The organism is uncultured Bacteroides sp., from assembly GCF_910586915.1.
In the GTDB taxonomy this organism is placed as follows: Bacteria; Bacteroidota; Bacteroidia; order Bacteroidales; family Bacteroidaceae; genus Bacteroides.
This window is the reverse complement of the sequence record NZ_CAJULN010000005.1, coordinates 109,441-133,044: the sequence shown is the minus strand read 5'-3', so window position 1 is coordinate 133,044 and position 23,604 is coordinate 109,441. Positions and strand designations below refer to the sequence as shown.

Below are 23,604 nucleotides of genomic sequence, written 5' to 3'. Positions count from 1 at the left end.
CTGCCATCGCGATGTGTTCGGTGCTTATCGGTGCGGTGCTTAACATTGTTCTCGACCCTGTGTTCATCTTCGGATTCGGTATGGGAGTGAAGGGCGCCGCTTTGGCAACGGTGCTCTCGCAGGCTTGCAGTGCGGCGTGGGTATTGGCTTTTCTTTTCTCCAGGCGCGCCTCCTTGCCTTTGGAGAAACGTCACATGAAGCCGGACCGGAGAGTAGTGCTTGCCGTCCTATCGTTGGGAGCTTCGCCATTCATCATGGCAAGCACGGAGAGCCTGGTGGGCTTTGTGCTCAATGGCAGTTTGAAGGAATTTGGCGATATCTATGTGAGTGCACTTACCATCCTGCAAAGCGCGATGCAGTTTGCCAGCGTCCCGTTGGCAGGCTTTGCACAAGGTTTTGTGCCCATAGTAAGCTATAATTACGGCCACGGTGACAAGCAGCGCGTCAAAGACTGCTTCCGCATTGTATTGATTACCATGTTCTCTTTCAATCTTCTGTTGATGCTTCTCATGATTATATTCCCCTCGGCAGTCGCCTCCGCTTTTACGAGCGACGCAAGGCTGATTGATACCGTCCGATGGACGATGCCCTTATTCTTGGGCGGTATGACTATTTTCGGATTGCAGCGTGCCTGCCAGAATATGTTCGTAGCATTGGGGCAGGCACGGATTTCCATCTTCATCGCCTTGTTGCGCAAAGTGATTCTCTTGATTCCGTTAGCGTTGATGTTACCCCGTTTCATGGGTGTTGCGGGAGTGTATGCGGCTGAGGCGATATCCGATGCGACGGCGGCGGTATGCTGCACGCTGTTGTTCTTCTGGCGGTTTCCTAAGATATTGGGAGCTGTTAAGGGGCAGAGTGACGCGATATAAACCGGAGGTACTCCGGTTGTCAAGGCTTGACACCAAAGTTTCCATTGCTTGAAACTTTGGTTTCCACCCTTTGAAACTTTAGTTCCCATACTGATGGAACTGAAGTTTCTTCCCGGTGAAACTTTAGTTTCTATCGGTATGGAACTTTAGTTTCACACAAAGGAAACGAAATTGAAACTCAATGCTATGCTCTTAATCATCGGAAACGGCTTTCACTGTCAATTCTTCCTGAACCACTTATAAATCCATCTGCCTACTTTTTCATAATGCTGCGTTTGCGTGTCGGTATATAACTTAGAGAAGAAAGAACTGTCCAACGGTTCTCCCGACTGGTTGGGATACAGGACAATCAAACTATTGTTGGCGAAGTATTTGCCAAGTTGTCTCGGCAGTTTCTCGAACGAGCTGTCGTACGAAAGCGTACCGGGACGCGCGCTGACAACTACCAGCAGATGGTCGTAACTCACCTGTCCGGTCAGTACCAGCAAATCGTTCCAGTCCTCCAAAAGCGAGAAATCCGTCAATACCTGTTTGTGTCTTTTCTTTATCCATGCTTGCAGGCGTGCGGTTGTCTCTTCGTTGGCAAAGAAATGCACGCGGCAGCCGAGCGTGCTTCCCATACGGCAGAAGTGCTCCATCCATCGCGGAAACCCCGACTCATACTCCGCTTTGGGCGGAACGGCGATAACAATCCGCTTTACGGTATTGACCGGCATCAGGAGTTTGGCAATCATAATCTCGCAGTTCAAGCCCTTTAATAAGTTGCCGGCAAGCATTCCGAAATACGAATCGGCAAAGTTGGCCTTGTGGTGCAGTCCGGTGATGATACTCGTCACTTCGTTCTCTTTGGCAGAATGGATGATACCCGAAGCGATGTTCATATCATAGCGGGTCAGTTGTTTCAGCGATACGTTGGCGGCTGTCGTTGTTAGGACGGCTTTCTCCAAGTAGCGTCTGCTTCTCAGGCGCAGGTTGTCGGAACTGCTGTTCTCGTTGATTACGTTCAGTGCTAACAGGTTGTCCTTAAGTTTCGTGTCGCGCATTACTAAAGACAGTTCCATCATCGCTTCAATCGTATTCGGATTGGCGAGCGCCACTAAAATCTTTTCGCTGTCGGTCAGCGCATCTTTGCCCGGCTCCGAATCATCCGTGGCAAGTTTTTTTGCCGCCCGTTCGGTTATCAGCGAACTGACTACGCACGTAACCAAAATCAGGAGAACTGTTCCGTTCAGTACATCGTCATTCAGCAGACGTTCGCCGTTGGGTAGGATAATATTGTAGCCCACCAATACCGCCGCCAGCGTAGCTGCCGCCTGTGCATTGCTCAAACCGTACATCATGTTTCGTTCGAGCACCGACATTCTGTATATCTTCTGCGTGAGCCAGCAGGCAATCCACTTGCCCGTCAGTGCCATTGCAATCATTACGGCGGCTACCTTCAGCGCATCTCCGTGCCCGAAGATGACGCGCAGGTTAATCAGCATCCCTACCCCGATGAGAAAGTAAGGGATGAAGAGCGCGTTGCCGACAAACTCTAAGTGATTCATCAGCGGAGAGACGTGCGGAATGAGCCTGTTCAGCACCAGTCCGGCGAGAAAAGCTCCTAAAATGCCCTCCATGCCTACAAACTCCATCAGCCCTGCCCCGAGAAACACCATTGCAAGGACGAAAATAAACTGCATCACGTTGTCATTGTATCGGCGGAAGAACCAGCGCCCGATGCGTGGGAAGAAATAGATGATAAGTCCGCCCAGGAAGACGACCTTTACCACCAGCCATACCCAGAAGAATCCGTCGGTCTCTCCTTTGAACAGGCCGCCTATGACGGCCAGCACCAACAGGGTGAGCGTGTCCGTCACTGCCGTTCCGCCTACTGCAATGCTTACGCTGCGGTGGCGCGACACCCCGAAACGTGTGACGATGGGATAAGCCACCAACGTATGGGAAGCATACATACTGGCAAGCAATATGGAGGTGATTACGCCGTACTTCAGATAAGATACATTGGCCACGAACCCGATTCCGATGGGCACGAGAAAGGCAAGTACTCCTAATACCAGGGCTTTGCTGCGTGTCTCTTTGAAGTCGCCCATGTTCATTTCAAGCCCGGCGAGGAACATGATGTAGTATAGTCCTACCTTCCCGAAGAGTTCGAAGCTGCTGTCGCGTGCCAGGATGTTGAAGCCATGCTCGCCGACGGCGAGTCCTGCCAGAATCATGCCGATAATGTGAGGGATGCGTAGTTTGTTCAACAGGATAGGGGCAAACAATATGATGAGAAGTACAAGGAGGAATATCCATGTAGGGTCGGTGATAGGGAGTGTTAAATCGAGGCCAAGCCAATCCATAATTTAATGATTTCGTGAGATTTGGTGTGCAAAATAACTTAAAATTTTATTTTTAAGAAAACGATTGACGATAAAATATTGTTTTTATTTTTTGTTATATAAATAATATCTTTGCATCATTTAAAAACAAAACCGAATTTTTATGAAGACAAAAACAGCATTATTAGCATTGGGAACTTTATGTGTTGTGGCAGGTTGTATGTCGGGAACGAAAGCGGAAAAGAACACCCGCAATCAGCAGGTGACAGTGTTGGGCGGCGACCGTGACGAACATGGATGTATCGGTTCGGCCGGATATGTGTGGTGTGAGGTGCAGAAAGACTGCATCCGTTTGTTTGAAAAAGGTATCCGCACGGAAGCGGCCGACGGAAATACGGCTGCCATCATTGTTTTCAGTCCCGACTCCACGCGTGCCGAGCTTTTCTTCTCCAATGGCCAGGCAAACGAGATATTGGAGAGACATGGCTCACCGTCGAATGGTTATGCCTGGAATGTGGAAGACGATGATACGAAGAATGTACGTTTCATTGACGGCGTGTGGACGATTAGCCAACGGGGAAAGCTGATTTATACACAGAAATGACAGGGCTAAACCGTTGCATCGGGCAGCGTGTCAAGACTCCCTACAAATTACGCAGATTTGCACAGATTTCTTTTTGAATAGTTGATAGTCAAGTTGAATAATCTGTGCTAATCTGCGTTCATTTTTGGCGAGAATCAGTTAGGATACATTCCCCCTAATCAATCAGATATCCACTCTTTCCTGTGTCTTCCTGCTGCCATAAGCACCGGCTGCACAGCACAAAACGGCTCCTGCCAAGAGAGCGAAGAACGAAATCAGAGCCGAACGTGCGGCAGCATCCGTCGCCTTGTCGGCAGCTACCAATGCTTTATGTTTCACCTCTTTCCATTCCTGTGCGGCTTTTTGCAGGTTGGCTTCCAACTTATCTATCTGTTTGCCCGCTTCCGTACGTGCGTTGTCTATCATATTCAAATATTCGTTTACCGCCTTGTCTGCTTCCGCTTTCGACATATTGGTGTTGTTGGCTATCGCTTTCGACAAGTCGTTGCGGTCAATCTTACGGCTGAGGGTTTCCGTGCGCTGTTTCAGGCGGTTGAGGAAACCGTTGATGGCCTCGTCCGCTTCCTGCGGAGCAGCAATAATCTCCTTCACCGATTTGCCCAAGTCATCCTTCACCTCTTCCAATTGTTTGTTCAGATAGTCGGGTTGTAACTCCTTCACATTACTTTTGACAAGCGCCGTGCGGATATTTTGCGGGATGTTCTCATCTTTCAACCCACCGTTGAAATCAATCTTCCCGAACAATTCTTCCGCTTGCTCCGACAAGGCCGAAACGCCGTTGCCTACCATGCTTCCGGCTCCCGACACCACGTTGCCCGTCACCGACGAAACGGCTCCCAAAGCGTTGGCGGTCACCTTTGCCGCGCCCACAGCTAAGAAGATACCCAATATAGCCGCCACAATCAGCGTGGTTGCCCACACTAAAAAGCCGTGAATCACTCCGTCCATGCCTGCAAGTTTACCAGCCACGAATCCGCCTGCCGCCATGCTCGCAATCAGTATGACGGCAGAACCGATGCCTACCGCAGTGCCGATGCCCGATGCCGGATGCGCGGCGAGCGGGTCGAACATAAACAGCCCGATGCTCGAATTGAGAAGCGACAGTAATACGGATATCGCCAAAACGGTCATTACACCACCGAAAACGCTGCCCCAGGATATCCTGTCCTTGAGGTCAGCCAAATTAAATTTTCTCATAAACTAAGGTTTTAAGTTAATATTATATCATACTTCAGAAAGAAAAACAGCGTCGAAGGCTTTTTGTTTGATAAAAGCGGCGGCGACATCGGATTGTTGCGTTAAAAAAACAAATATTCCCCGAACCATCTTTTTTCATGTGCTGTTGTTTCAGGTGAGAGCATTACCCATGTCAATCATTTAAAATCGAGCATATATATGGACTTACATTCAGGCTTGCCCTATTGGGCGGTAAAAAATTCGTTATTGGATTATTATCATCCGTTGGAAGAAGATTACGCTACGGATATCGTAGTGATAGGTGCCGGGATAACCGGCGCGTTGATGGCACACGAACTGTGCAGTGCCGGGTTGAAATGTTGTGTTGTCGATAAGCGCAGCATTGCTACGGGCAGTTCGTCGGCGAGCACCGCTTTGTTGCAATACGAGATAGACGTTCCCCTTTGCCGGATGTCCGAAATGATAGGAGAGGAGAAGGCGGTGTGTGCCTACCGTGCCTGCCTGCAATCCATTTCCGACCTTGAAGCGATATTGCGGTCGACGGGCGTGGATGGCTGTTTCGAGCGGGTGCCGAGCCTTTTTTATGCCAGCACCCTCAAGGATGTGAAACTGGTGAAGGAAGAATATGAGATGCGCAAGAAGCACAAGTTGCCTGTCAGCCTGCTCAAGAAAGAGGAGATAAAGCAGCGCTACCGGCTGGAAGTGCCGGGCTGCGGGCTGTTGAATGAAGTGTCGGCACAAATCGATGCTTACAAGGCAGCCACCGGACTCCTGCTTCACCACATGAAGCACGACGGGCTGGAAGTGTTTACCCACACAGGCGTCAAGGAGTGTGTGGAGAAGCCGCGTGGATACGTCGTAGAAACCGACCGGGGTCATCGGATAAAGTGCAAATATGTAGTTGTGGCGGCAGGATTTGAAGCCGGCCAGTTCCTTCCGCGCGAAATCATGGACCTGACATCCACTTACGCATTGGTATCGCATCCGGTAGCTACCGACGAGCTTTGGCCTGACCATTGCCTGATTTGGGAAACTGCCGACCCCTATTTGTACATTCGCACTACCGGCGGCAACCGAATCATCGTAGGCGGTGAGGACGAGAAGTTCAGCGACCCCGAACGCCGTGATGCTTTGCTTAGAAAGAAAACCCGCATACTTGAGAAGAAGTTCAGGAAATTGTTTCCGCACATTCCCTTCAAAACCGAGATGGCGTGGTGCGGCACGTTCAGCACCACCAAAGACGGGCTGCCTTTCATCGGCACATGGCAGGGAAAGAAGCGGATGTTTTTCGATTTGGGTTATGGCGGCAACGGGATAACATTCAGCGTGATTGGCGCACAGATTATCTGTAACCAACTCCGAGGCATAGAGGACGCGCGCAGCGAAGTCTTCGGCTATGAAAGATTTGCCAAATGACCGGACTGCGCGCTATATAACGGATAACCGCTAAATTTTTAAAGCGAAATTTGAATATACTCTGAAAATAACTCTTTACTTTTGTCTGAATAAAATATAGAAGCATATACAATGAGCCTTTCATTCTTCAGACAACTGTTTTCGGGAAAGGAGCGGAAAGCGGAAAGGAGTGAGCCACCGCAGCCCATGCAGTTTGTACTCAACTGGTCGGAAGGGCGCGAACAGACATCGCGTGTCTCCGAAGAAGAGATTCGGCGTGCCGTGGGCAGGTTGGACGAATACGGCGACCTATGGCTTAGCAACTGCCGCACCGTGACCACCCCTTACGGCGACTGTTCGGGGATATCGTGCAAGGCGATACCGGGTACCCATCCGCAGGTTGCCGTATATTTCGCTGCCGCCGGCGGGCTGACAAGATACGTGAGCAACGATTACCCTGCCGACGTTATTGTCCGGATGCTCTGCAACTACTTCACAAGACTTGAAATTCCCGAAATCGAAGACTGGGAGAAAGGATACTTCGCGCCGGTGGCTTCCGACGACGAACCCTGTTGGCTGTATGTCGACAACGATGAGTTCAGATACATCGGTTACGACGATGTTTTGGCAGCTCTTGAAGAACTCGACGCCGGCAAATCCTCTTCCCTGCTGCTGCAAAGACCCGATGCTGGCGACGATTATCTGGAAGTGCGCGGAACGAAAGCGGCTTATATCGTCGAGATGGGAGGCAATGATGAAGCGGGGCGCCGGGTGGTGTTTACCACACAGACTTCCTACGACGGTCGTGTACGTTACTGGCTATATAACTACTACCATAAACGAGAACTGCCTCGCCTGACGGACGAATGGACAGACATAACGGAAATATAACAATAACTGACAATGAAACACAGTGAAACGGTAGCCGTTGCCATCGACAAGATATGGAAAAGCTACGATAAGGAACAAATGTGGGAAGGCTACGAACTTCTCTGCCGGGCAGTGGAACAGGGTGATGCAGACGCCTGCTGCTATCTCGGCCGATGTTATTCGGGCGAAGAATATGTATGGTGCGGCGCAGGATTTCCCGTCGACGAGGAACAGGCGTCGCGGCTGATAAAGGAGAGCGTGCGTCTGGGCAGTGCCGACGGCGTGTTGTGTGCCTTGCGCACCGGTAACCTTTCTCCCGCACTCCGCAAAACGATGCCTTTCGCTTCGCTCGAGGAAGCCTTTACGATAGTGAAGCAACGGGCACAGGAGGGCGATGCCTTTAGCCAATACATGGTGGGCAACGTCTTTTTCTATGGCGACTACCTTGTTATTTACGGCGACGAAGAGAGCAACAAATACGACACCGAAGAGGAGTACTACGCCTTCGCTTACCCCATAGCGGCGGAGTATTACGAAAACTCGCTCGACAACGGGCTGTCTGCCGCTTTGGGCAACTATCGTACCATTTGTGAGTCGGAATTGGCAGACCTCGGCGATGATGCGTATGAAAACTGCCTCCAACAGCTTGCCGATGCGGGCAACCCGCTTGCCTGCAATGATTACGGCAAACTGCTGGAAGACGAGTATGACGATGCGGAAGGCGCTTTCCAATATTACTCCTTAGCAGTGGAGTATGGCGATGTACAGTCTGCCTACAACGTGGCGGTATGCCATGCCACAGGCTACGGCGTCAGTCAGGACTTGGATAAAGCCTTCGCCCATTACCTGCTGGCGGCTGAAGCAGGCCACGCCAAGGCGCAGTTCCGTGTGGGCGACTTCTATTTTCAAGGACGTGGCAATGTTGCGCGCGATTATGCCAAAGCAGTGGTATGGCTCAATAAAGCTTATCGCAACATGGACGAGGAAGACTCCTGGCAGCCTGCCGCCGAACTTGCCATTTGCTATCAGAACGGCTGGGGTACTTTCCAGGACGATGCCACCGCCTTCGGCTTTCTTTCGGAGATAGAGGAAAACGGTATGCTCGAAGAGGTTTGGGAACCTTTGGATGCCGCGGTGCTCAACGCGCTCGGCGTTGCCTATGGCTTCGGACGGGGGACGCAGCAGGACATACCGCAGGCGATAGAGTACTTCGACCGTGCAATAGCCTACGATTCGGAAGAGGCGGAGCGCAACAAGGCTTGCTTTAAGAAAACACTTTTCGGCGGGTGGAAGGTGCGGTAGCTCCCCAATACTGAATCTTAAAAACTAATTTCTTTGGTTGGAAAGATTATTTCTGATATAACTGAAAATTGTCTGCCAATTTTTACAATCAATGCTATCTTTGTTCTTTTCAAACAGATAAATTAAGTCATACTATGAAATTGATAACGAAACTAAGTGATACAATTATATTTAAAGATAGACAAAAGATGCACTTTTTGTTAATAATATTTTTAGGGGAGATATTATTATTTTTCATTATAGGACAATTCTATTATGGTGATAGAAAAAAAATGTTCAGTGAAAGAGTGGAAAGTGTTTTTAAAGCAGTTTTTTTGCAACATTTACAAGAAAATCCTTTTGATGGTTATCTTTATACAAGTGATAGGAAACAGGAATTAGAGGAATATCCTGATATGGTTTATATAACAGATGAAAGCGGAAGACGTGGATACTGCTTGGATAAAGAAAAAAATCGTAAAAATATAACATCCGATCCGCGATTACGTTTGTTACATACTGCTTATTTAGCTAAGTATCCTTTAGTAGTGGACTCTTTATATGAAAAGTGGCAATTGCATTTGAAACAGCAAAGTTTGTCTGGCACTTTTGTGTTGCAGCTTTTGGTATCCGATAAAGATGAAAACATTACAGATCGTGTATACCCTGACTCTTTTTTACATGAAAATTATATACCGGCATTCGATATTACGGTAGGTTATCGTTGCGAGGTTGAAGCAAAAGGTTTTTTCTATTTTTCATTTTTTACTCTTGTGGGTGTAAGAGGCTTTGTTTATGGTTTTATTTATTGGCTGTGTGCAGTTGTTATTAATATAATGATATTTTTTAGAAAGAGATGGCAAAAGAACATTGTTGCTCCTACCTCTGTTCATATCTATCATATGGACCAAGATATTATGTTTGATGCAGACTTGAGAAAACTTATATTTGGTAAAGAGGAAATTCAGCTACCACCACAAACAGCTATTTTATTAAGACGTTTTTTAGAAGTTCCAGATTACATATTGAAAGACGAAGAAATCAAGAAAATATTTTGGTCAGATAAATCAAATAATGTTCCGAGACTTCATAATGCAATAAGTCGTTTGCGAAGAGTTTTTGAAAATGTTCCATCTATTGAGATTCAAAGATATGAAAATATTGGATATCAATTACAAATTAGAAGGAACCGATAAGAAGCTATAATTCCCGATGAAATGGGACTTTTTTGAATGAAAGCCTTGTCTTTATAATAGTATATACGGTAGATAGATTCGGTTAGATAGAAATGGATAGATTGATTTATTGGCGGTTGTAATCCAATTGCCTACTTTCGTTTAATTAATCAATAAAACTATAGTATATATGAAAAAATTATTATTCTTTTCTGTGCTGATAATGGCGGTTCTTTCTGTAAATTACTCATTAAAAAAGCCTCGAGTAAATACCTTATTATTGGATAATATTGAAGCTTTGGCGGCTGGCGAGCAAAATGTGCCTACTAATTGTTGGGGCAGTGGTTCTGTGGATTGCCCGATTGCAAAAGTTAAAGTAGAATATGTTGCTACCGGATATAGTCTTGAAGAATAATGTAAGTCTCCTGTTTCTTCCTTTTTTCTTGTTTATCTCTTGTGACCATAAGCATCAAGAATATGTAAAAGATGTATTATTCTATTCTGGATTCCCACAAGAAAAAGAACTGAAAGGAGAAGTAATAGAGCTTGATACCGCCTTGTTCCGTTATCCTTTTCGGATACGGATAGAAGGCGATAAGGCCATTGTGATGGATTTACATGGTTCCGAACATTATGGGCATCTATTTCAATACCCAAGTTTTCGGTATCTATCTTCTTTTGGCAGAAGAGGTGATTCTCCAATGGAAATGTTGTCAATGGAAAACTTCCGTTTGTATAACCATGAATTATGGACTTTGGATGCTAACAAAAGCGAATTAACCAGGTTAGATTTTTCTTCATCCGGTGATTCACTGCTTCGTGAGGAAGCGGTAACATTGGATGAAGATATACTTCGACCGCTTGATTTTGTCATATATAATGATACGACATTTGTCATTCCTGACTATTCAGGTGAGAGCCGTTTTTTGAAGGTTAGTTGTGAGGGTAAGCTCATAGAGAAAATAGGAGCTATACCAACAACAAATGAGAAAGCCTTACAAGAATCCCGTCCGGCATTAGCACAGGCATGGCGTAGCTTTTTAGATTATAATCCTCGTAATAGTATTTTGGCTGTTGTTACTCAGTTGGGAGAAGTGGTTGAAGTTTATAATTTAAAAGACAGTACTCATGTTGTTCGTATTGGTGGGCACAACGAACCTGAATTCAAAGTTTCCGGAGGATATGGTATACCAACAGGTATTATGGGATTCAGCGATGTGCAAGTAACTGATAGTGCCATTTATGCAGTGTTTCATGGAACCTCCTTCAAAGAGATAGCAAGACAACAAGGACGCCTTCCCGACGGAGGAAAGTACATTTATGTATTTAGTTTGAAAGGAGAACCGTTATGTAAATATGTGCTTGACCATTATATATATGGTATTTTTGTGGATGAAGCTACTAAAACGATAATGGCGACAGATGTAAATAATGATCAGCCAATACTAAAGTTTAGCTTTGGTTGAATGAGATAATTAATTTGATTTAAAGGAGCAGAATGATGAGTTTGTTTATTTTGTCGGATTTGCTTACATATCATCTGCTCCCAAACCTTTAAACAGATTTTGACACAAACATAAGAAGAAAAAATTAATGTAGCAAACTATTGCTGTTCTGTTGAAATGATAGATACAGAAGAAAAACGAAAAAGTACAAATTAAAAAACTACAAAATGAAAAAGAAAATAATGGGGCTTATAGCCATTGTTGCTATTGCTGTTGTTGCGGGATATAATATATATACTTCGCAGAGTAATATGAGAATGTCTGCTTTAGTTCTGGCAAATGTTGAGGCATTGGCGAGATATGAACTTCCTGACGTTGAAATTACTTGTAATCAATTTAAAAATGATTCTCCTGGTAGATGTTGGCATGTGTATAAGGAATGTTCTATGGGATGGTTTATTCATTATGATGATTGTAGATTCAGTGGAAGTATATATGACTCATGTTTGACGCCTTGTGATTGATGTTTTATTTGTTTAGAGGTTGTGGTATAATACAACCTCTAATATTAAAAAATAAGTATAATGAGAAAAATAAGTATAATAATTTTATTGTTTGTTGCTTATGCTTGTACTGATAGTCATAAAAAACTATCGGAAGAAATTGAAATAATACCGGTTGATGTACATGAGACTATACGGGATGCTTCATCTTTCTTGGAGAAAATAGAACTTGTTCCTCTTGAAACGAATGATTCGTCTTTATTTTATAGAACCAACAAAGTTATTTATGATAAAGATACTGATATGTTCGCAATTTATACCAGCAATCAGATTGTTTATACTTTTACAGGAAAGGGGCGATATATTGGCAATTCAAAAAGAATGAAAGGACAAGGACCTAAAGATTACATTATGGTTTTAGATATAAGTTTTAATCCATATTTGAAAGGTATTGATCTGTTAAATCCATACGGAACAATATATACTTATAGTCCGACATTTGAACTTATATCCAAAAGGCAATTTAAACCGGAATTTCCAGTAGATTATTCGATGGCTTTAGATTCAGACAATTATATTTTTAACCATCCTTTTGTCTGGACTGATCAGGAACTTTCATTCGTTAATTTGGATACGAAACAAGTAGTAAATGCAAATTATGAAGGGACTATTTCCGGAAATAATATGTCTAATCATTGTTTTTATCATATTGATGATGAATTTTACTATGTACCTTTTGGATTGAACTATTATTTTTATCGGATAGATAAAGAAAACAAAAAGTTAGAACCGATGATGTATCTTGACTTTGGGGATGCGGAAGTCAAACCGGAAGGATTGCTCGGATGCGGTCATGGGAAACGAACAGATTCTGATGAGGAGAGAAGAAGAATTACGCAGGATGCGACTGAAAGATATCAATTCTTGAAAAAGTCGGAGAATATATTACCATTGCTCAAATTTTTTAATAACGATTATGTATATGTCTATTTGGTGAAAACTGGTAAAGGTTTTGGTAGTCATTATATTTATAACCGAAAACAAAAGGAAGGTTATTTATGTAAAGAAGGAGAACCTTTTATTATGTATCCTTGCTTTGGCATGGTAGACAATGTTTTGCTTTCAATTTGTGATCCTGATATAGTTCATAAAGTTGTAGACCGCAATCTTATGTCATCTGAAGAAATTCATAAAATGGAAGCATTGAAAGAAGATGATAATCCTGTAATCTTGAAATACTATTTGAAATAATGAAACGTTTAGTTAGTTTGATATTTATTGCTATATTGTTATTCTCTTGTAAAGAGTCAGAACAAGATAGGATAGCCCGTTTGGTTAATGAATGGAATGGGAAGACTATTCAATTTCCTGATAGTATATGTTTAACGTCTTATACAAGTGATACTGTAATGACAAAGTATGTAAGAGAACATTCCTCTTATACTATATTGAACTATGTTGATACAATAGGTTGTTTCAGTTGTAGGTTGCAATTACCAAGATGGAAAGCGATGATGGAAGAATTGGATTCTCTATATCCAAACAGAGTGAATTGTTTAATGGTTTTTAATCCAAAAGGAAAAAGGAAACTGATTAAACATTTAAGAAATAATCAATTTAATCATTTTGTTTACATTGACGAAAAGGATACTTTAAATAAGATGAATGATTTTCTGAATGAGGAGAATTTTACTACATTTCTTTTAGATAAAAATGATAAAATCATAGCAATTGGAAATCCTGTGCTTAGACCCGCAGTAAAAGAGTTGTATATTAATATAATTTCAGGGAAAACAGTTGCGTCATCTGTCGATAAAAAAGTCTTAACCGTTGTTTCTTTATCTACAGATAAAGTCGATTTAGGAGATTTTTCTTGGGAGAAGGAGAGAGAGGCTGAATTTGTAATTTCAAATGTAGGGAAATTTCCATTAGTGATAAATGATGTAATTACTTCTTGTGGGTGTACTAAAGTCGATTATACCAAGAAACCAATTTTACCGGGTGAAAATATCATTTTGAAAATAAAATATAAAGCAGAACAACCTGAACATTTCAATAAAACGATAACAGTCTATTGCAATGCAGAAAGTGCTCCATTTAAATTGCATATTAGTGGAAATGCAAAATGAATATAAGCATCCGAATTTGAATATTAGGGATATATTGATAAGTGTTTTTGCAAGGAATTTGTTATCCAACAAGAAAAATACATGGTCAAGCGTACGCACGCATAAGCCTTATATAAAACTAATTTTTTTCCTGCGATGAACTGTCGGCTGCCATGCGAATGTCTGTCGGTTTTCTTACTAAAATTTATTCGTCTGACTATAGTGACCGTTTCGTCTGACTATAGTCAGACGAAAGAAACACTACAGTCAGACGCAAGTTCAACTATAGTCAGACGAATAAATTTATGCATTCTGACCGTTAGTCCGTAGGCAACGGAAAATTAAATCTTAGGCAATTCCCCGCTAACCGATAGGCTGAACGGTATAATAACGTATTAATCCCTCCATCGGGCTTTGCTGAATCGTGCCGACAGTCACACCCGTTTCCCGTGCGGCTTCCTGCAATATCTCCCTGTAGCAGTGGGCTACCGAGCCGATAAAATGCGCCGGATAACGGTGGTAATCGTACTGCATCACGTTTCGTTGCAGAAAGGCTATGAAACTGCCGAGCACCAACCGGCGAAGGCACGGCTCTTCGATATGTTGTGCGATGAAAGAAGAGAAACTTGCTAAAAAGCGGTTGGGGAAAGGACGGCGGTAAACCCGCTCGATGATTTCGGGAACGGTCAGTCCGAATTGGCTGAGAAACGCCTCCTTCAAGGCAGGCGGGAGTTGGTTTTTCAGCATATCGCCTATTAATAATTTCCCCAATACGGCGCCGCTTCCTTCGTCGCCCAAAATAAAACCCAATGGCGGAACGTTGCCTGCAATCGCTTTTCCGTCGTAAAAGCAGGAGTTGGAACCGGTGCCGAGAATGCCCACAATACCCGCTTCGCGTCCGCACAGACTGCGGGCAGCGCCCAACATATCCGAACAGACCGTGACATCGCCCGCCACGGGCAGGCTGCCTGCAATGGCCTGCCGCACAACGGGAACTTTCTCGGGTGTGCATCCCGCACCGTAGAAGCAGACCGAATCAACCGTACCTTCCGGTAGCCGAGGCAGAAGCTCATGTGTCAGTTCACGTCCCATCTCCTCTTCTGTCTGAAAAAAAGGGTTGAGCCCCTTCGTATTGATTCGTCGGACTGGTGTGCCGTGTTCCACGACACACCAGTCGGTCTTGGTCGAACCACTGTCGGCAATCAGTATCATAGCTTGATGTATATTTTCTTTTTATACAAGATGTATCCTATCGCCCAGTTCATCAGCACGAACAAAACCGCATAGGCAAGCGAGCCCCCTTCATTGCCGAAAACGGGTTGGAGCACGCCGGCATAGAAAGCCCGCTGGAAAGCAACGGTTTCTTCCTGGTAGGGCACCGTGATAACCCATAGCAGAATGGCAAGCACATCGGCGAGCACATAAATAAAAAGCGGATTCACTCCGAAAACCTCAAAGAAACGGCCCCATCTCTTGTGTCCTTTGATGTCGATTATCCAAACCAGCAAAGCCAACAGGCTGGACCCCAACCCGCAAGTGACCACAACAAACGTGGGTGACCACACCTTCTTGTTAATCGGACATCCGTAACTCAGCAGAAAACCAACAAAAGTAAGAACAGTGCCTATCAGAAAAAGGCGTTCGAGTTTGACGTGGATGTCTTTCGTCTCCATCAGCAGTTTGCCCACACAGAACCCTATCAGCACATGAGCAACCGAAGGAACGGTGCTGAGCAACCCTTCCGGGTCGATGGGATGTCCCTGATACATATGGGCGGCTCCCAATACAAAACGGTCGGCAATGGAAAGGATGCTCGTTTCATCGCAGGCAAAACCATTGCCGGTGATAAGGATTGCAAAATAACCGGCCAATAACGCAACAATCACATAAGGGATGTACTTGTGCCTGACAAGCAGCGCAATCAAAGCGGAAGCACCGTAGCAAAGCGCCAGGCGTTGCAACACTCCCAAAATCCGTATTTCACCGACCGCAAACGCTCCGTTGCCATAACAATACTGAAAAAGACAATTCACCGCCACTCCGATAAGGAAAATAAGACCGGTTCTTTTGACAATCTTGAGAGCGGCGGGAGTACCGAATGTGTAATTGTACTTTCCGAGCGAGATGTAGGTCGAAATTCCCATGATAAACATGAAAAAGGGAAAAATCAAGTCTGCGGGAGTAAGTCCGTTCCATTGTGCGTGCCGGAGAGGGGCATATACATATCCCCAAGTGCCCGGAGTGTTCACTAAAATCATACCTGCGATGGTGAGTCCCCGCATTACATCGAGTGCCAGCAGGCGTTTGTTGCTTGTTGCATTCATAGTTGTTGTTTTTTAGATGTTAAAAACAAAAGTAATATAATATTAAAATAAAATAGGATTGTTTTCGGAAAAAAATCGGTTGGAGGCGGATATGAAGGAAAGAAAGGAAAATGACATTTGTACAGTTATGTGCGCTTGCTTGCTGTTAATATGTTTATTTTTCCCGTTTATGATAAACTTTTTTATGCATTTCTTTTGTAAATTAAAATATGTGTGTATTTTTGTGGTATTTAAATGTAATTATTATATGTTATGAATGTAGATAGACCTGTATTGACAAGAGTGAAGTGCTCGCTTTTTCTGTCGTTAGGAAAGAGGGCGAAATACTTCTGCTTGGTTTTCATTTTGTTAGGTAGTGTCGCGACAAATGCTGTTTATGCCCAGCAAACGGTGACAGGAGGGAAAGAAACGGCTCGTTCTCCGCAACGCACGGTGTATAAAGGTATTGTAATCGATGAAGACGATTTGCCGTTGGCAGGTGTGAATGTGACCTTGAAAGGCGATAAGAGCATAGGGGTTACTACCAACGAGAATGGTCATTTCCAGATAGCTCTTCCCGAAGGCAAGAATGTACTGGTATTCTCTTACATCGGTATGGCATCTCAGGAAGTGCGTGTGCACGAAGGAAAATCGGTGACGGTGCGTATGTTGCCGGACGCGCAGCAGTTGGGCGAGACGGTGGTGACCGGTATTTATACCCGGAAGATGGATAGTTTTACCGGTTCTGCTTCTACTTACAAGGCAGAGGAACTGAAAGCGGTAAGCAATCAGAACATCCTTCAGAGTTTGAGTGCGTTGGACCCCTCGTTCGTGATTACTGAAAACAACTTGGCCGGAGCCGACCCGAATAGTATGCTGGACATCAGCATCAACGGAAAAACAAGTATCAACGGTCTGTCGGACACGTACGGAACCGACCCCGACCGGCCGCTTTTCATCCTGGATGGTTTTGAAACAACGCTGGAGAGAATTTCCGACTTGAGCATGGACAGGGTGGAAAGCATCACCATTCTGAAAGATGCCGCTTCTGCCGCCATCTACGGTTCGAAAGCTGCCAACGGAGTTGTGGTGGTGGAAACGAAGAAACCCGAAGCGGGAAGACTGCGTTTCACATACAATGGAAATTACCAGGTGAGCTGGGCGGATTTGAGTGACTACAACCTGATGAATGCTGCCGAGAAACTGGAGTTCGAGAAATTGTCGGGACGATACGGAGCGCTCGACGAGAACGGGGAAATACTGATGGACGCCAACCGCGCACTCTACTATTCGCGCTATCGCAACGTGGTAGGCGGATTGGATTCGTACTGGATGAGCGAACCTCTGCGTACGGCTTTTGTGCACGACCATAGTTTGAATGCCGAAGGCGGTGATGCCGCTTTTCGCTACGGGCTGACGTTGCGTTATAAAAATGCGGAGGGCGTAATGAAGAATTCCGGCCGGCAGAATATCGACGGAACGGTGAACTTAGGCTATCGTATCGACCGTTTTAACTTTTCGAATCAGACGAATATCTACTATACGAAAACGGACAATAACGTTGTGCCATTCTCCGAATTCTCCAGTGCCAATCCTTATTATGCGAAGTACGATGAAAACGGCGAGGTGTACAAAGTGCTCGAAAGCTATCAGGTATTGGGAGGAACGGAGTATGCTTACAACCCGTTGTGGAATTTCCAGCAGAAAAGTTTTAATAGAGGCGACCAGTTGACGTTGAATAATAATTTCAATGTCGAGTTCCGTCCCTTCGACAAGATGCGTATTGTTGGTAAATTCGGATTCACGACCACACGCGGAAAGACGGAAGTGTTCAAATCGCCTTTTGACTCCTCCTTTACGAATGTTGAGGAATTGAAAAGAGGTACTTTCTCGCGCTCCGACAACAACAGTACGAACTATGACGGAAGTCTGCTTGCCAGCTACGGAGACGCTATTGGCGTGCATACGTACAACTTTGTAGGCGGTGCGCAGCTTTCCGAAAACAACACCACGATGGGCGCATACCTGACGCAAGGGTATATCAGTGATAATTTCTATAATCCGAATTTCTCCAATTCCTATCCCGACGGCGGAAAGCCAAGCTCTTCGGTTGCTAAAGCGCGTTCTGCCAGTTTCTATCTGAATGGTAACTATGCGTATGATATGCGTTATTTGTTCGATTTCAATGTGCGTTCGGACGGAGCTTCGGTGTTTGGAGTGAATAATCCTTTCTCTACGACCTATTCGTTGGGTGTGGCTTGGAACATTCATAACGAGAAGTTCTGCCGTCAGTCGAAACTGGTAAATACGCTACGTCTGCGCTATACGTTCGGTAATCCCGGCAATCAGAACGTGGATGCCAAACTGGCAAATAACGTATATACCTATTATACCAAATATCCCAATCCGTTCGGACTGGCTGCCATAGCCAGCAAATGGGGAAACAAGAACCTGAAGTGGAAGCGTACGCAGACACACAACATCGGTTTGAACGCCACCTTGTTCGACAGGCGGCTGGCCGTGGCGCTCGACTACACATTGCGCAAATCCGACCCTGAACTGATTAACGTGGAGCAGCCGACCTCTACCGGAACTTCTTTTATCCCGATGAATATCGGAGCAACCAAAAACAACAATGTCTCCATGACCCTCGGATACGACATCATCCGCCAACGTGAACTGTTGTGGAAAGTGACCGCCAATCTGCTGCATACTACCACTACCTATTATAATATAGGCGACCTGTTGGAGAAACTGAATCAGGAAGGACGTGCCGGACAGACTTTGATTCGGTATTACGACGGAGCCAGTGCCACCGCCTTGTGGGCAATCCGTTCGATGGGTATCGACCCGATGAACGGAAATGAAGTGTTCCAGAAGAAGGACGGAACGTACACTTACAAGTGGGATTCGGCAGAAGAGGTGGAATGCGGCGATTCGACCCCCAAAATTCAGGGAAACCTCGGAACTACCGTACGCTACAAAGGTTTCTCGCTGGGCGTGAACTTTGCTTACCGCTTGGGTGGACAGACTGTTTTGCAAACGCTGCTGAATAAGGTTGAGAATATTAACAATGTTGCCGTACGTTACAATCAGGACAAGCGCGCCTTGCACGACCGTTGGCAGAAACCGGGAGATGTGGCCCAGTTTAAGCGGATTGATGATACGTCGGAGACGAAAATCTCTTCCCGTTTCATTGCCGACGAAAATACGTTGCAGTGTACGAGTATATCATTGGGATACGAAGATACTACTTCCGATTGGATAAAAAAGGCAGGGCTGTCATCGGTGACATTCCGTATTTATACCAACAATATCTTCCGCCTGTCTACCGTCAAGGAAGAACGAGGACTCGATTATCCTTTCTCCAGAAGCGTATCCGCTTCTTTGGGCTTACGTTTTTAACCGTTTAAATTAAGAGTTTTATGATAACAAAAGATAAAATAAAGGCAGGAGCGATGGCGCTAATGTTGGTAACGTCTTTCACGTCGTGTGCCGATTGGCTGGCTGTTGATATGGAAGACTCCATAATGGAAAACAAGTTGTATGAAACAAACGAAGGTTTTTTGTCTTCTCTGAACGGGGTTTATGCCAAGATGAACGAGAACTACTCGTCGACGCTGACAATGGGCGCTATCGACGTAATGGCACAGTATTACGATGTGTCGAAAAACAGTACACATACTTATTATGCTTATGCAAATTATCAGCCGGAACAGTTTAAGAGCACTTCCAATGCACTTTGGACCACGCAATATGAATTGATAGCCAATTTGAATACTCTCTTGGAGCATTGCGACGAGGCGGGGTCTGCCTTGAATGCCGTTTACTATCCTTACGTGAAAGGGGAGGCGCTGGCGTTGCGTGCGTTCTTTCATTTTGACTTGATGCGCGTGTACGGCCCTGTTTATAGAGAGAATACGGCAGAAACCGTCACGATTCCTTATGCGGAAACTTCATCGAAGGATATACAGCCTTTGTTGCCGGCAAAGACGGTGATGGAAAAGGTGATACGCGACCTGAATGCGGCTGCGGATTTGTTGAAAGACGACAGGATACGCACGGAAGGTGTATTGAACGGTGCTTCCGACAATCCGAATGAAAATACCAACTTGCGCTACCGGCAATATCGGGTGAATTATTTTGCTGTGCAGGCCTTGTTGGCAAGGGCGTATCTTTGGGTAGGCGACAAGGAGAAGGCTTATCAGACAGCGAAGGGATTGATTGCAGAGAGTGAGGAAAAGGAAATATTCCCGTGGACGAAAAAAGCGGCGGTTACGACAACGCTCAATCCCGACCTTCTTTTCTCGTCGGAGGTGATATTCTCGCTTTACAACACTTCGCGTACGAACCTGTTTGACCGGATGTTCAACCGGTCGGTAAACCTGAATTCGATTCTCTGCTTTCAGGGAGAGACACTGGAAGAGGGGAATGCCGAATCCAAGCTGACCTATTATTTTGATGACATGGGCGACTTGCGGAGAGAATATATGTGGAAAGTGGAAGAGGTGAACCAAAGCGACGAAGAAGGGGGTACGGTAGGCTCGCACAAGGTGCTCTGTCTGAATAAGTACGAAGGAGTGACCGCAGCCGCACATCGTTACATGATTCCGCTTGTACGGATGAGTGAGATATATCTGATTGCCGCCGAATGTACGGACGACTTGGAAGAAGCCGTGGGTTATGTGAATGCCATTCGGGCAGTTCGTAACTGTGTGAACCTCACACTGACGGAGAGTGATACGAAAGCGAGCATACAGGAGTATATCACCAATGAATTCATGCGCGAAGTGATAGGCGAAGGCCAGTTGTTTTTCTATTATAAACGCCACGCCATGCCTTCCATATTGGCAGGCAACGGTTTTAAGAAAGACTGGAGTGGAAATGCGGTGAAAAGTACCGTAGCAATAGATATGCAGAATTATGTATGGCCGATGCCGGAAGTGGAAATGGATAAACGCGTAGTATCTGAATAATAAAAACGAAATCGTATGAAGAAACATATATTAATAGGTTGCACTTTGATGGGAATATTTTCCCTATTGACGAGTTGTGAGAAAGAACTAATGGGATACGAAGGAAAAGATTGCCTTTATTTTGATGTACGTAGGGGGGCTACCCATATTCTTCCTTCTTTGTGGGGGCATCAGTTTTATACGGATATCTCTTTCGGAACAATCGTAGAGGATGACGTTGAACTGTCGTTGAAAGTGATGGCTTCGGGCACGCTGAAGGAGTATGACCGTTCTTTCCGGTTGTCTGTAAACAATGATAGTACGACGGCTGTCGGCGGAGTCGACTTCACGGGATTGCAGGATGAGTATGTAATTAAGGCGGGAGAGACAAGCACGGAAGTGAAGTTTACGGTACATCGCTCCGAGCAGATGAACGAGGATACCTTGCAGTTACAATTGCAGTTGCTTCCCAACGAACATTTCGATTTGAGATATGAGAATTATGGAGATTATCCCGGTGTCTACAGCCCGACGGACAATGTGGCTTTTTCGGGCAATCATGATGCGTCCATCCATAATTTATTCTTTTATGATGTGCTCTCCATGCCGCGTGGCGCAGACGGGCTGACCTCTTCGGGCGGATGGTATGGACAGGATAAAGGTGGAACGGGAATCGGGCTTTTCGGTAATTTCTCGGCAAAGAAATTCCGTCTGATTATGGAGCTGACAAATACGACAGTGGCAGACTACGCCGACAGAACGGTAATGCCTATGCCAAGAGCCGAAGCCATCAGTCAGACTGTAGCTGCGTACTTGCTGGAGATGGCAGAGTCGCGTGAAACAGTAGTGCTGGATGAAGACGGAACAATGATGTATGTTAGCAATGTGACAACTTTAGGGGGCAGTAAAGGCTGGGCGCCTTTTACGAAACCAGAAGATTATTTTAAATAAACGAAAATTATGATGGCAATGAGAAAAATACAAATACTGTGCATTGGGCTTGCAGCTTTGGGGTTGGCTTCATGTACGGCCGACAAGGGAAATGATTCGCTTTCTCCGATTAACGAGTTGGAAATAAGCGGTATTGAGGATGAATATTATAACGTCGGTTATAAGGAGACATTGGTTATTCCGGTCACATTGAAAGGGCTTTTGTCGGGTAGCGACGAGAATCAGTTCGATTATCAGTGGTATCTTTGTAACAAGGAAGTGACGGAGAATGCGCATAAGCATACGGTGATTAGCACAGAAAAGGATTTGGAGTATCCACTGGATATTCCTTCCGGAAACTATCGTCTTTATTTTCGTGCTACGGACAAGGAGACCGGTATGCAATGGGAGAAGGTGGCTTCGCTGACTGTGTTGAGTCCTTTTGTCCGCGGTTTCTATTTGTGGGGAGATAAGGAAGACGGTACGTGTGGTATGGATTTTGTGAGTATGATTGAAGGACGTGACACTACGATGATGGCAGATTTGTTTGATAACACTGTGGGATTGAAGAAAGCTGGAAACATCGTTTTCACAGGTACGTATGCTACTCCTCATGTAGTCAACTTATGGGCAACGGCGGAAAACGGTGCGTACTCTTTGGAACATTCGTCTTCGTTGGAGAAGTTCGGAGTATTGGAAGATGTATCGCTGGACAAAATGGTATTCCCCACTCTTGAGGTGACGCGTCCGTTGAATTTTGCCGATATCGTTCCCCATCCTTATGGTTCGAGCAATATGAACCGGGCACGTAGCTGGCGGGTGTTGCTTACCGAAGGAGATGCTTTCTTTTGTGGTTCGTTGCTCTCTTCCGAAGCATACGGCAATCCGATGAACCGATATGATGCGAATACTTCTGTGTTGTACAAACCTTCTCCTTATGTGTTTTATCAGGATAACTCTACCTATTTGCAGGCGGTGGCTTTCTTTGACGAAACCAATCATTGTTTTACGGTTCAGAATGCGGCAAGTTATGCCGTTACCCATACTGTGAAATGCACTGATTCCGAATCGCCTTTCTGGTTCGACCAAAATAAGTACACCCCTGTCCGTGATTTGGTGTATGGCGAAAACGGATTTAGCGGAGGATACTCGTATGCGTTGATGAACGATGCCAATGGCGACTATTACATCTATAAATTCAAAGTAACCAGATACGGAGCAGCAGGAGTAAGCAAGTCATTGGCACGCACGGTTGATAAAGCCGTGGCTACGGATTTTGATAAAGCCGGCCATTATGCCTTCTTCTCCGTGCAACCTGTGATTCTTTATGCGGTAGGAGCCGATTTGTGGGCTTACGATTATGTGCGCAACATCGCCAAGAAAGTAGCAACGATGGAGGGAGAAATTACCTATTTGGCTATGGATGCCCATTCCAACGATACTCCGACCGATTTTATCGTAGCTACCTATAGCGAATCTCAAAAAGGTACGGTTTCTAAATATACCATCAAAGACGACCCGAACGACATTGTTGTGGAACCGCACACTTATCGTACGGAAAGTTATCCGTGGAAAACGAATCTGAAAGTAGTGAAAGTGGAATACCGTAATTCAAGTTTATAAATTTATTAAAAGCAGA

The 23,604-nt window shown here is 45.1% G+C and carries 19 protein-coding genes; 15 read left to right on the top strand and 4 right to left on the bottom strand.

Annotated elements, in window-relative coordinates; genetic code table 11:
• On the top strand, positions 1 to 872 hold an 872-nt coding region (locus tag QZ331_RS03850; RefSeq protein ID WP_294628233.1), incomplete at its 5' end, for an MATE family efflux transporter.
• A gap of 218 nt (positions 873 to 1,090) precedes the next feature.
• Here the strand turns inward: QZ331_RS03850 and QZ331_RS03845 are convergent.
• The gene (locus QZ331_RS03845; protein ID WP_294628231.1) at positions 1,091 to 3,220 is read right to left on the bottom strand and encodes a cation:proton antiporter; all 2,130 of its coding nucleotides are present in this window, start codon (positions 3,218 to 3,220) and stop codon (positions 1,091 to 1,093) included.
• Positions 3,221 to 3,362: 142 nt separating this feature from the next.
• Between QZ331_RS03845 and QZ331_RS03840 the strand changes: the two genes are divergently transcribed.
• Complete coding sequence (locus QZ331_RS03840; RefSeq protein WP_294628229.1) at positions 3,363 to 3,803, top strand: hypothetical protein; 441 nt, start codon at positions 3,363 to 3,365, stop codon at positions 3,801 to 3,803.
• A 162-nt stretch (positions 3,804 to 3,965) separates the two neighbouring features.
• Here the strand turns inward: QZ331_RS03840 and QZ331_RS03835 are convergent, their stop codons facing one another.
• Positions 3,966 to 5,000 (bottom strand): YrzE family protein, encoded by a 1,035-nt coding sequence (locus QZ331_RS03835; protein ID WP_294628227.1) that lies wholly within the window; start codon positions 4,998 to 5,000, stop codon positions 3,966 to 3,968.
• A 198-nt stretch (positions 5,001 to 5,198) separates the two neighbouring features.
• Here QZ331_RS03835 and QZ331_RS03830 point away from each other — a divergent pair, with 198 nt between their 5' ends.
• The 9 genes from QZ331_RS03830 to QZ331_RS03790 all read left to right on the top strand — a co-directional run bounded on the left by QZ331_RS03830 (position 5,199) and on the right by QZ331_RS03790 (position 13,798).
• Positions 5,199 to 6,416: an FAD-dependent oxidoreductase gene (locus QZ331_RS03830; RefSeq protein ID WP_294628225.1), complete on the top strand. Its 1,218-nt coding sequence runs from the start codon at positions 5,199 to 5,201 to the stop codon at positions 6,414 to 6,416.
• Positions 6,417 to 6,527: 111 nt separating this feature from the next.
• Positions 6,528 to 7,286, top strand: coding sequence for a hypothetical protein (locus QZ331_RS03825; RefSeq protein WP_294628224.1), 759 nt, complete (start codon positions 6,528 to 6,530; stop codon positions 7,284 to 7,286).
• A gap of 12 nt (positions 7,287 to 7,298) precedes the next feature.
• Positions 7,299 to 8,567, top strand: coding sequence for a hypothetical protein (locus QZ331_RS03820; RefSeq protein ID WP_294628222.1), 1,269 nt, complete (start codon positions 7,299 to 7,301; stop codon positions 8,565 to 8,567).
• A gap of 134 nt (positions 8,568 to 8,701) precedes the next feature.
• Complete coding sequence (locus QZ331_RS03815; protein WP_294628220.1) at positions 8,702 to 9,742, top strand: hypothetical protein; 1,041 nt, start codon at positions 8,702 to 8,704, stop codon at positions 9,740 to 9,742.
• A 169-nt stretch (positions 9,743 to 9,911) separates the two neighbouring features.
• Positions 9,912 to 10,136, top strand: coding sequence for an NVEALA domain-containing protein (locus QZ331_RS03810; RefSeq protein ID WP_294628218.1), 225 nt, complete (start codon positions 9,912 to 9,914; stop codon positions 10,134 to 10,136).
• Positions 10,105 to 11,187, top strand: coding sequence for a BF3164 family lipoprotein (locus QZ331_RS03805; protein ID WP_294628216.1), 1,083 nt, complete (start codon positions 10,105 to 10,107; stop codon positions 11,185 to 11,187). Before QZ331_RS03810 ends, QZ331_RS03805 begins: the two co-directional genes overlap by 32 nt.
• 206 nt (positions 11,188 to 11,393) lie before the next feature.
• The gene (locus QZ331_RS03800) at positions 11,394 to 11,690 is read left to right on the top strand and encodes an NVEALA domain-containing protein (protein ID WP_294628214.1); all 297 of its coding nucleotides are present in this window, start codon (positions 11,394 to 11,396) and stop codon (positions 11,688 to 11,690) included.
• A gap of 60 nt (positions 11,691 to 11,750) precedes the next feature.
• Entirely contained in the window at positions 11,751 to 12,920 is a 1,170-nt protein-coding gene (locus QZ331_RS03795; protein WP_294628212.1) for a 6-bladed beta-propeller, read from the top strand.
• Entirely contained in the window at positions 12,920 to 13,798 is an 879-nt protein-coding gene (locus tag QZ331_RS03790; protein WP_294628210.1) for a DUF1573 domain-containing protein, read from the top strand. The genes QZ331_RS03795 and QZ331_RS03790 overlap by 1 nt, the downstream gene beginning before the upstream one ends.
• A 342-nt stretch (positions 13,799 to 14,140) precedes the next feature.
• On the opposite strand, the gene QZ331_RS03785 is transcribed toward QZ331_RS03790, so the two are convergent.
• Together QZ331_RS03785 and QZ331_RS03780 are read right to left on the bottom strand one after the other, a co-directional pair.
• A complete protein-coding gene (locus tag QZ331_RS03785) occupies positions 14,141 to 14,989 on the bottom strand; it encodes an ATPase (RefSeq protein ID WP_294628208.1) in 849 nt (282 codons plus the stop codon).
• Complete coding sequence (locus QZ331_RS03780) at positions 14,986 to 16,101, bottom strand: heparan-alpha-glucosaminide N-acetyltransferase domain-containing protein (RefSeq protein WP_294628206.1); 1,116 nt, start codon at positions 16,099 to 16,101, stop codon at positions 14,986 to 14,988. Before QZ331_RS03780 ends, QZ331_RS03785 begins: the two co-directional genes overlap by 4 nt.
• A 252-nt stretch (positions 16,102 to 16,353) precedes the next feature.
• Here QZ331_RS03780 and QZ331_RS03775 point away from each other — a divergent pair, with 252 nt between their 5' ends.
• From QZ331_RS03775 to QZ331_RS03760, 4 genes are read left to right on the top strand one after another with little or no spacing between them, the layout of a single operon-like run.
• On the top strand, positions 16,354 to 19,485 hold the full coding sequence (locus tag QZ331_RS03775; protein ID WP_294628204.1) for a SusC/RagA family TonB-linked outer membrane protein: 3,132 nt from the start codon (positions 16,354 to 16,356) through the stop codon (positions 19,483 to 19,485).
• A 20-nt stretch (positions 19,486 to 19,505) separates the two neighbouring features.
• The gene (locus tag QZ331_RS03770; RefSeq protein ID WP_294628202.1) at positions 19,506 to 21,056 is read left to right on the top strand and encodes a RagB/SusD family nutrient uptake outer membrane protein; all 1,551 of its coding nucleotides are present in this window, start codon (positions 19,506 to 19,508) and stop codon (positions 21,054 to 21,056) included.
• Between the two features lie 15 nt (positions 21,057 to 21,071).
• On the top strand, positions 21,072 to 21,986 hold the full coding sequence (locus QZ331_RS03765) for a DUF4843 domain-containing protein (RefSeq protein WP_294628200.1): 915 nt from the start codon (positions 21,072 to 21,074) through the stop codon (positions 21,984 to 21,986).
• 9 nt (positions 21,987 to 21,995) lie between these two features.
• Positions 21,996 to 23,588 carry a PKD-like family lipoprotein gene (locus QZ331_RS03760; protein ID WP_294628199.1) on the top strand — a complete coding sequence of 531 codons (1,593 nt, stop codon included), beginning with the start codon at positions 21,996 to 21,998 and terminating at the stop codon, positions 23,586 to 23,588.
• The last annotated feature ends 16 nt before the right edge of the window (positions 23,589 to 23,604 follow it).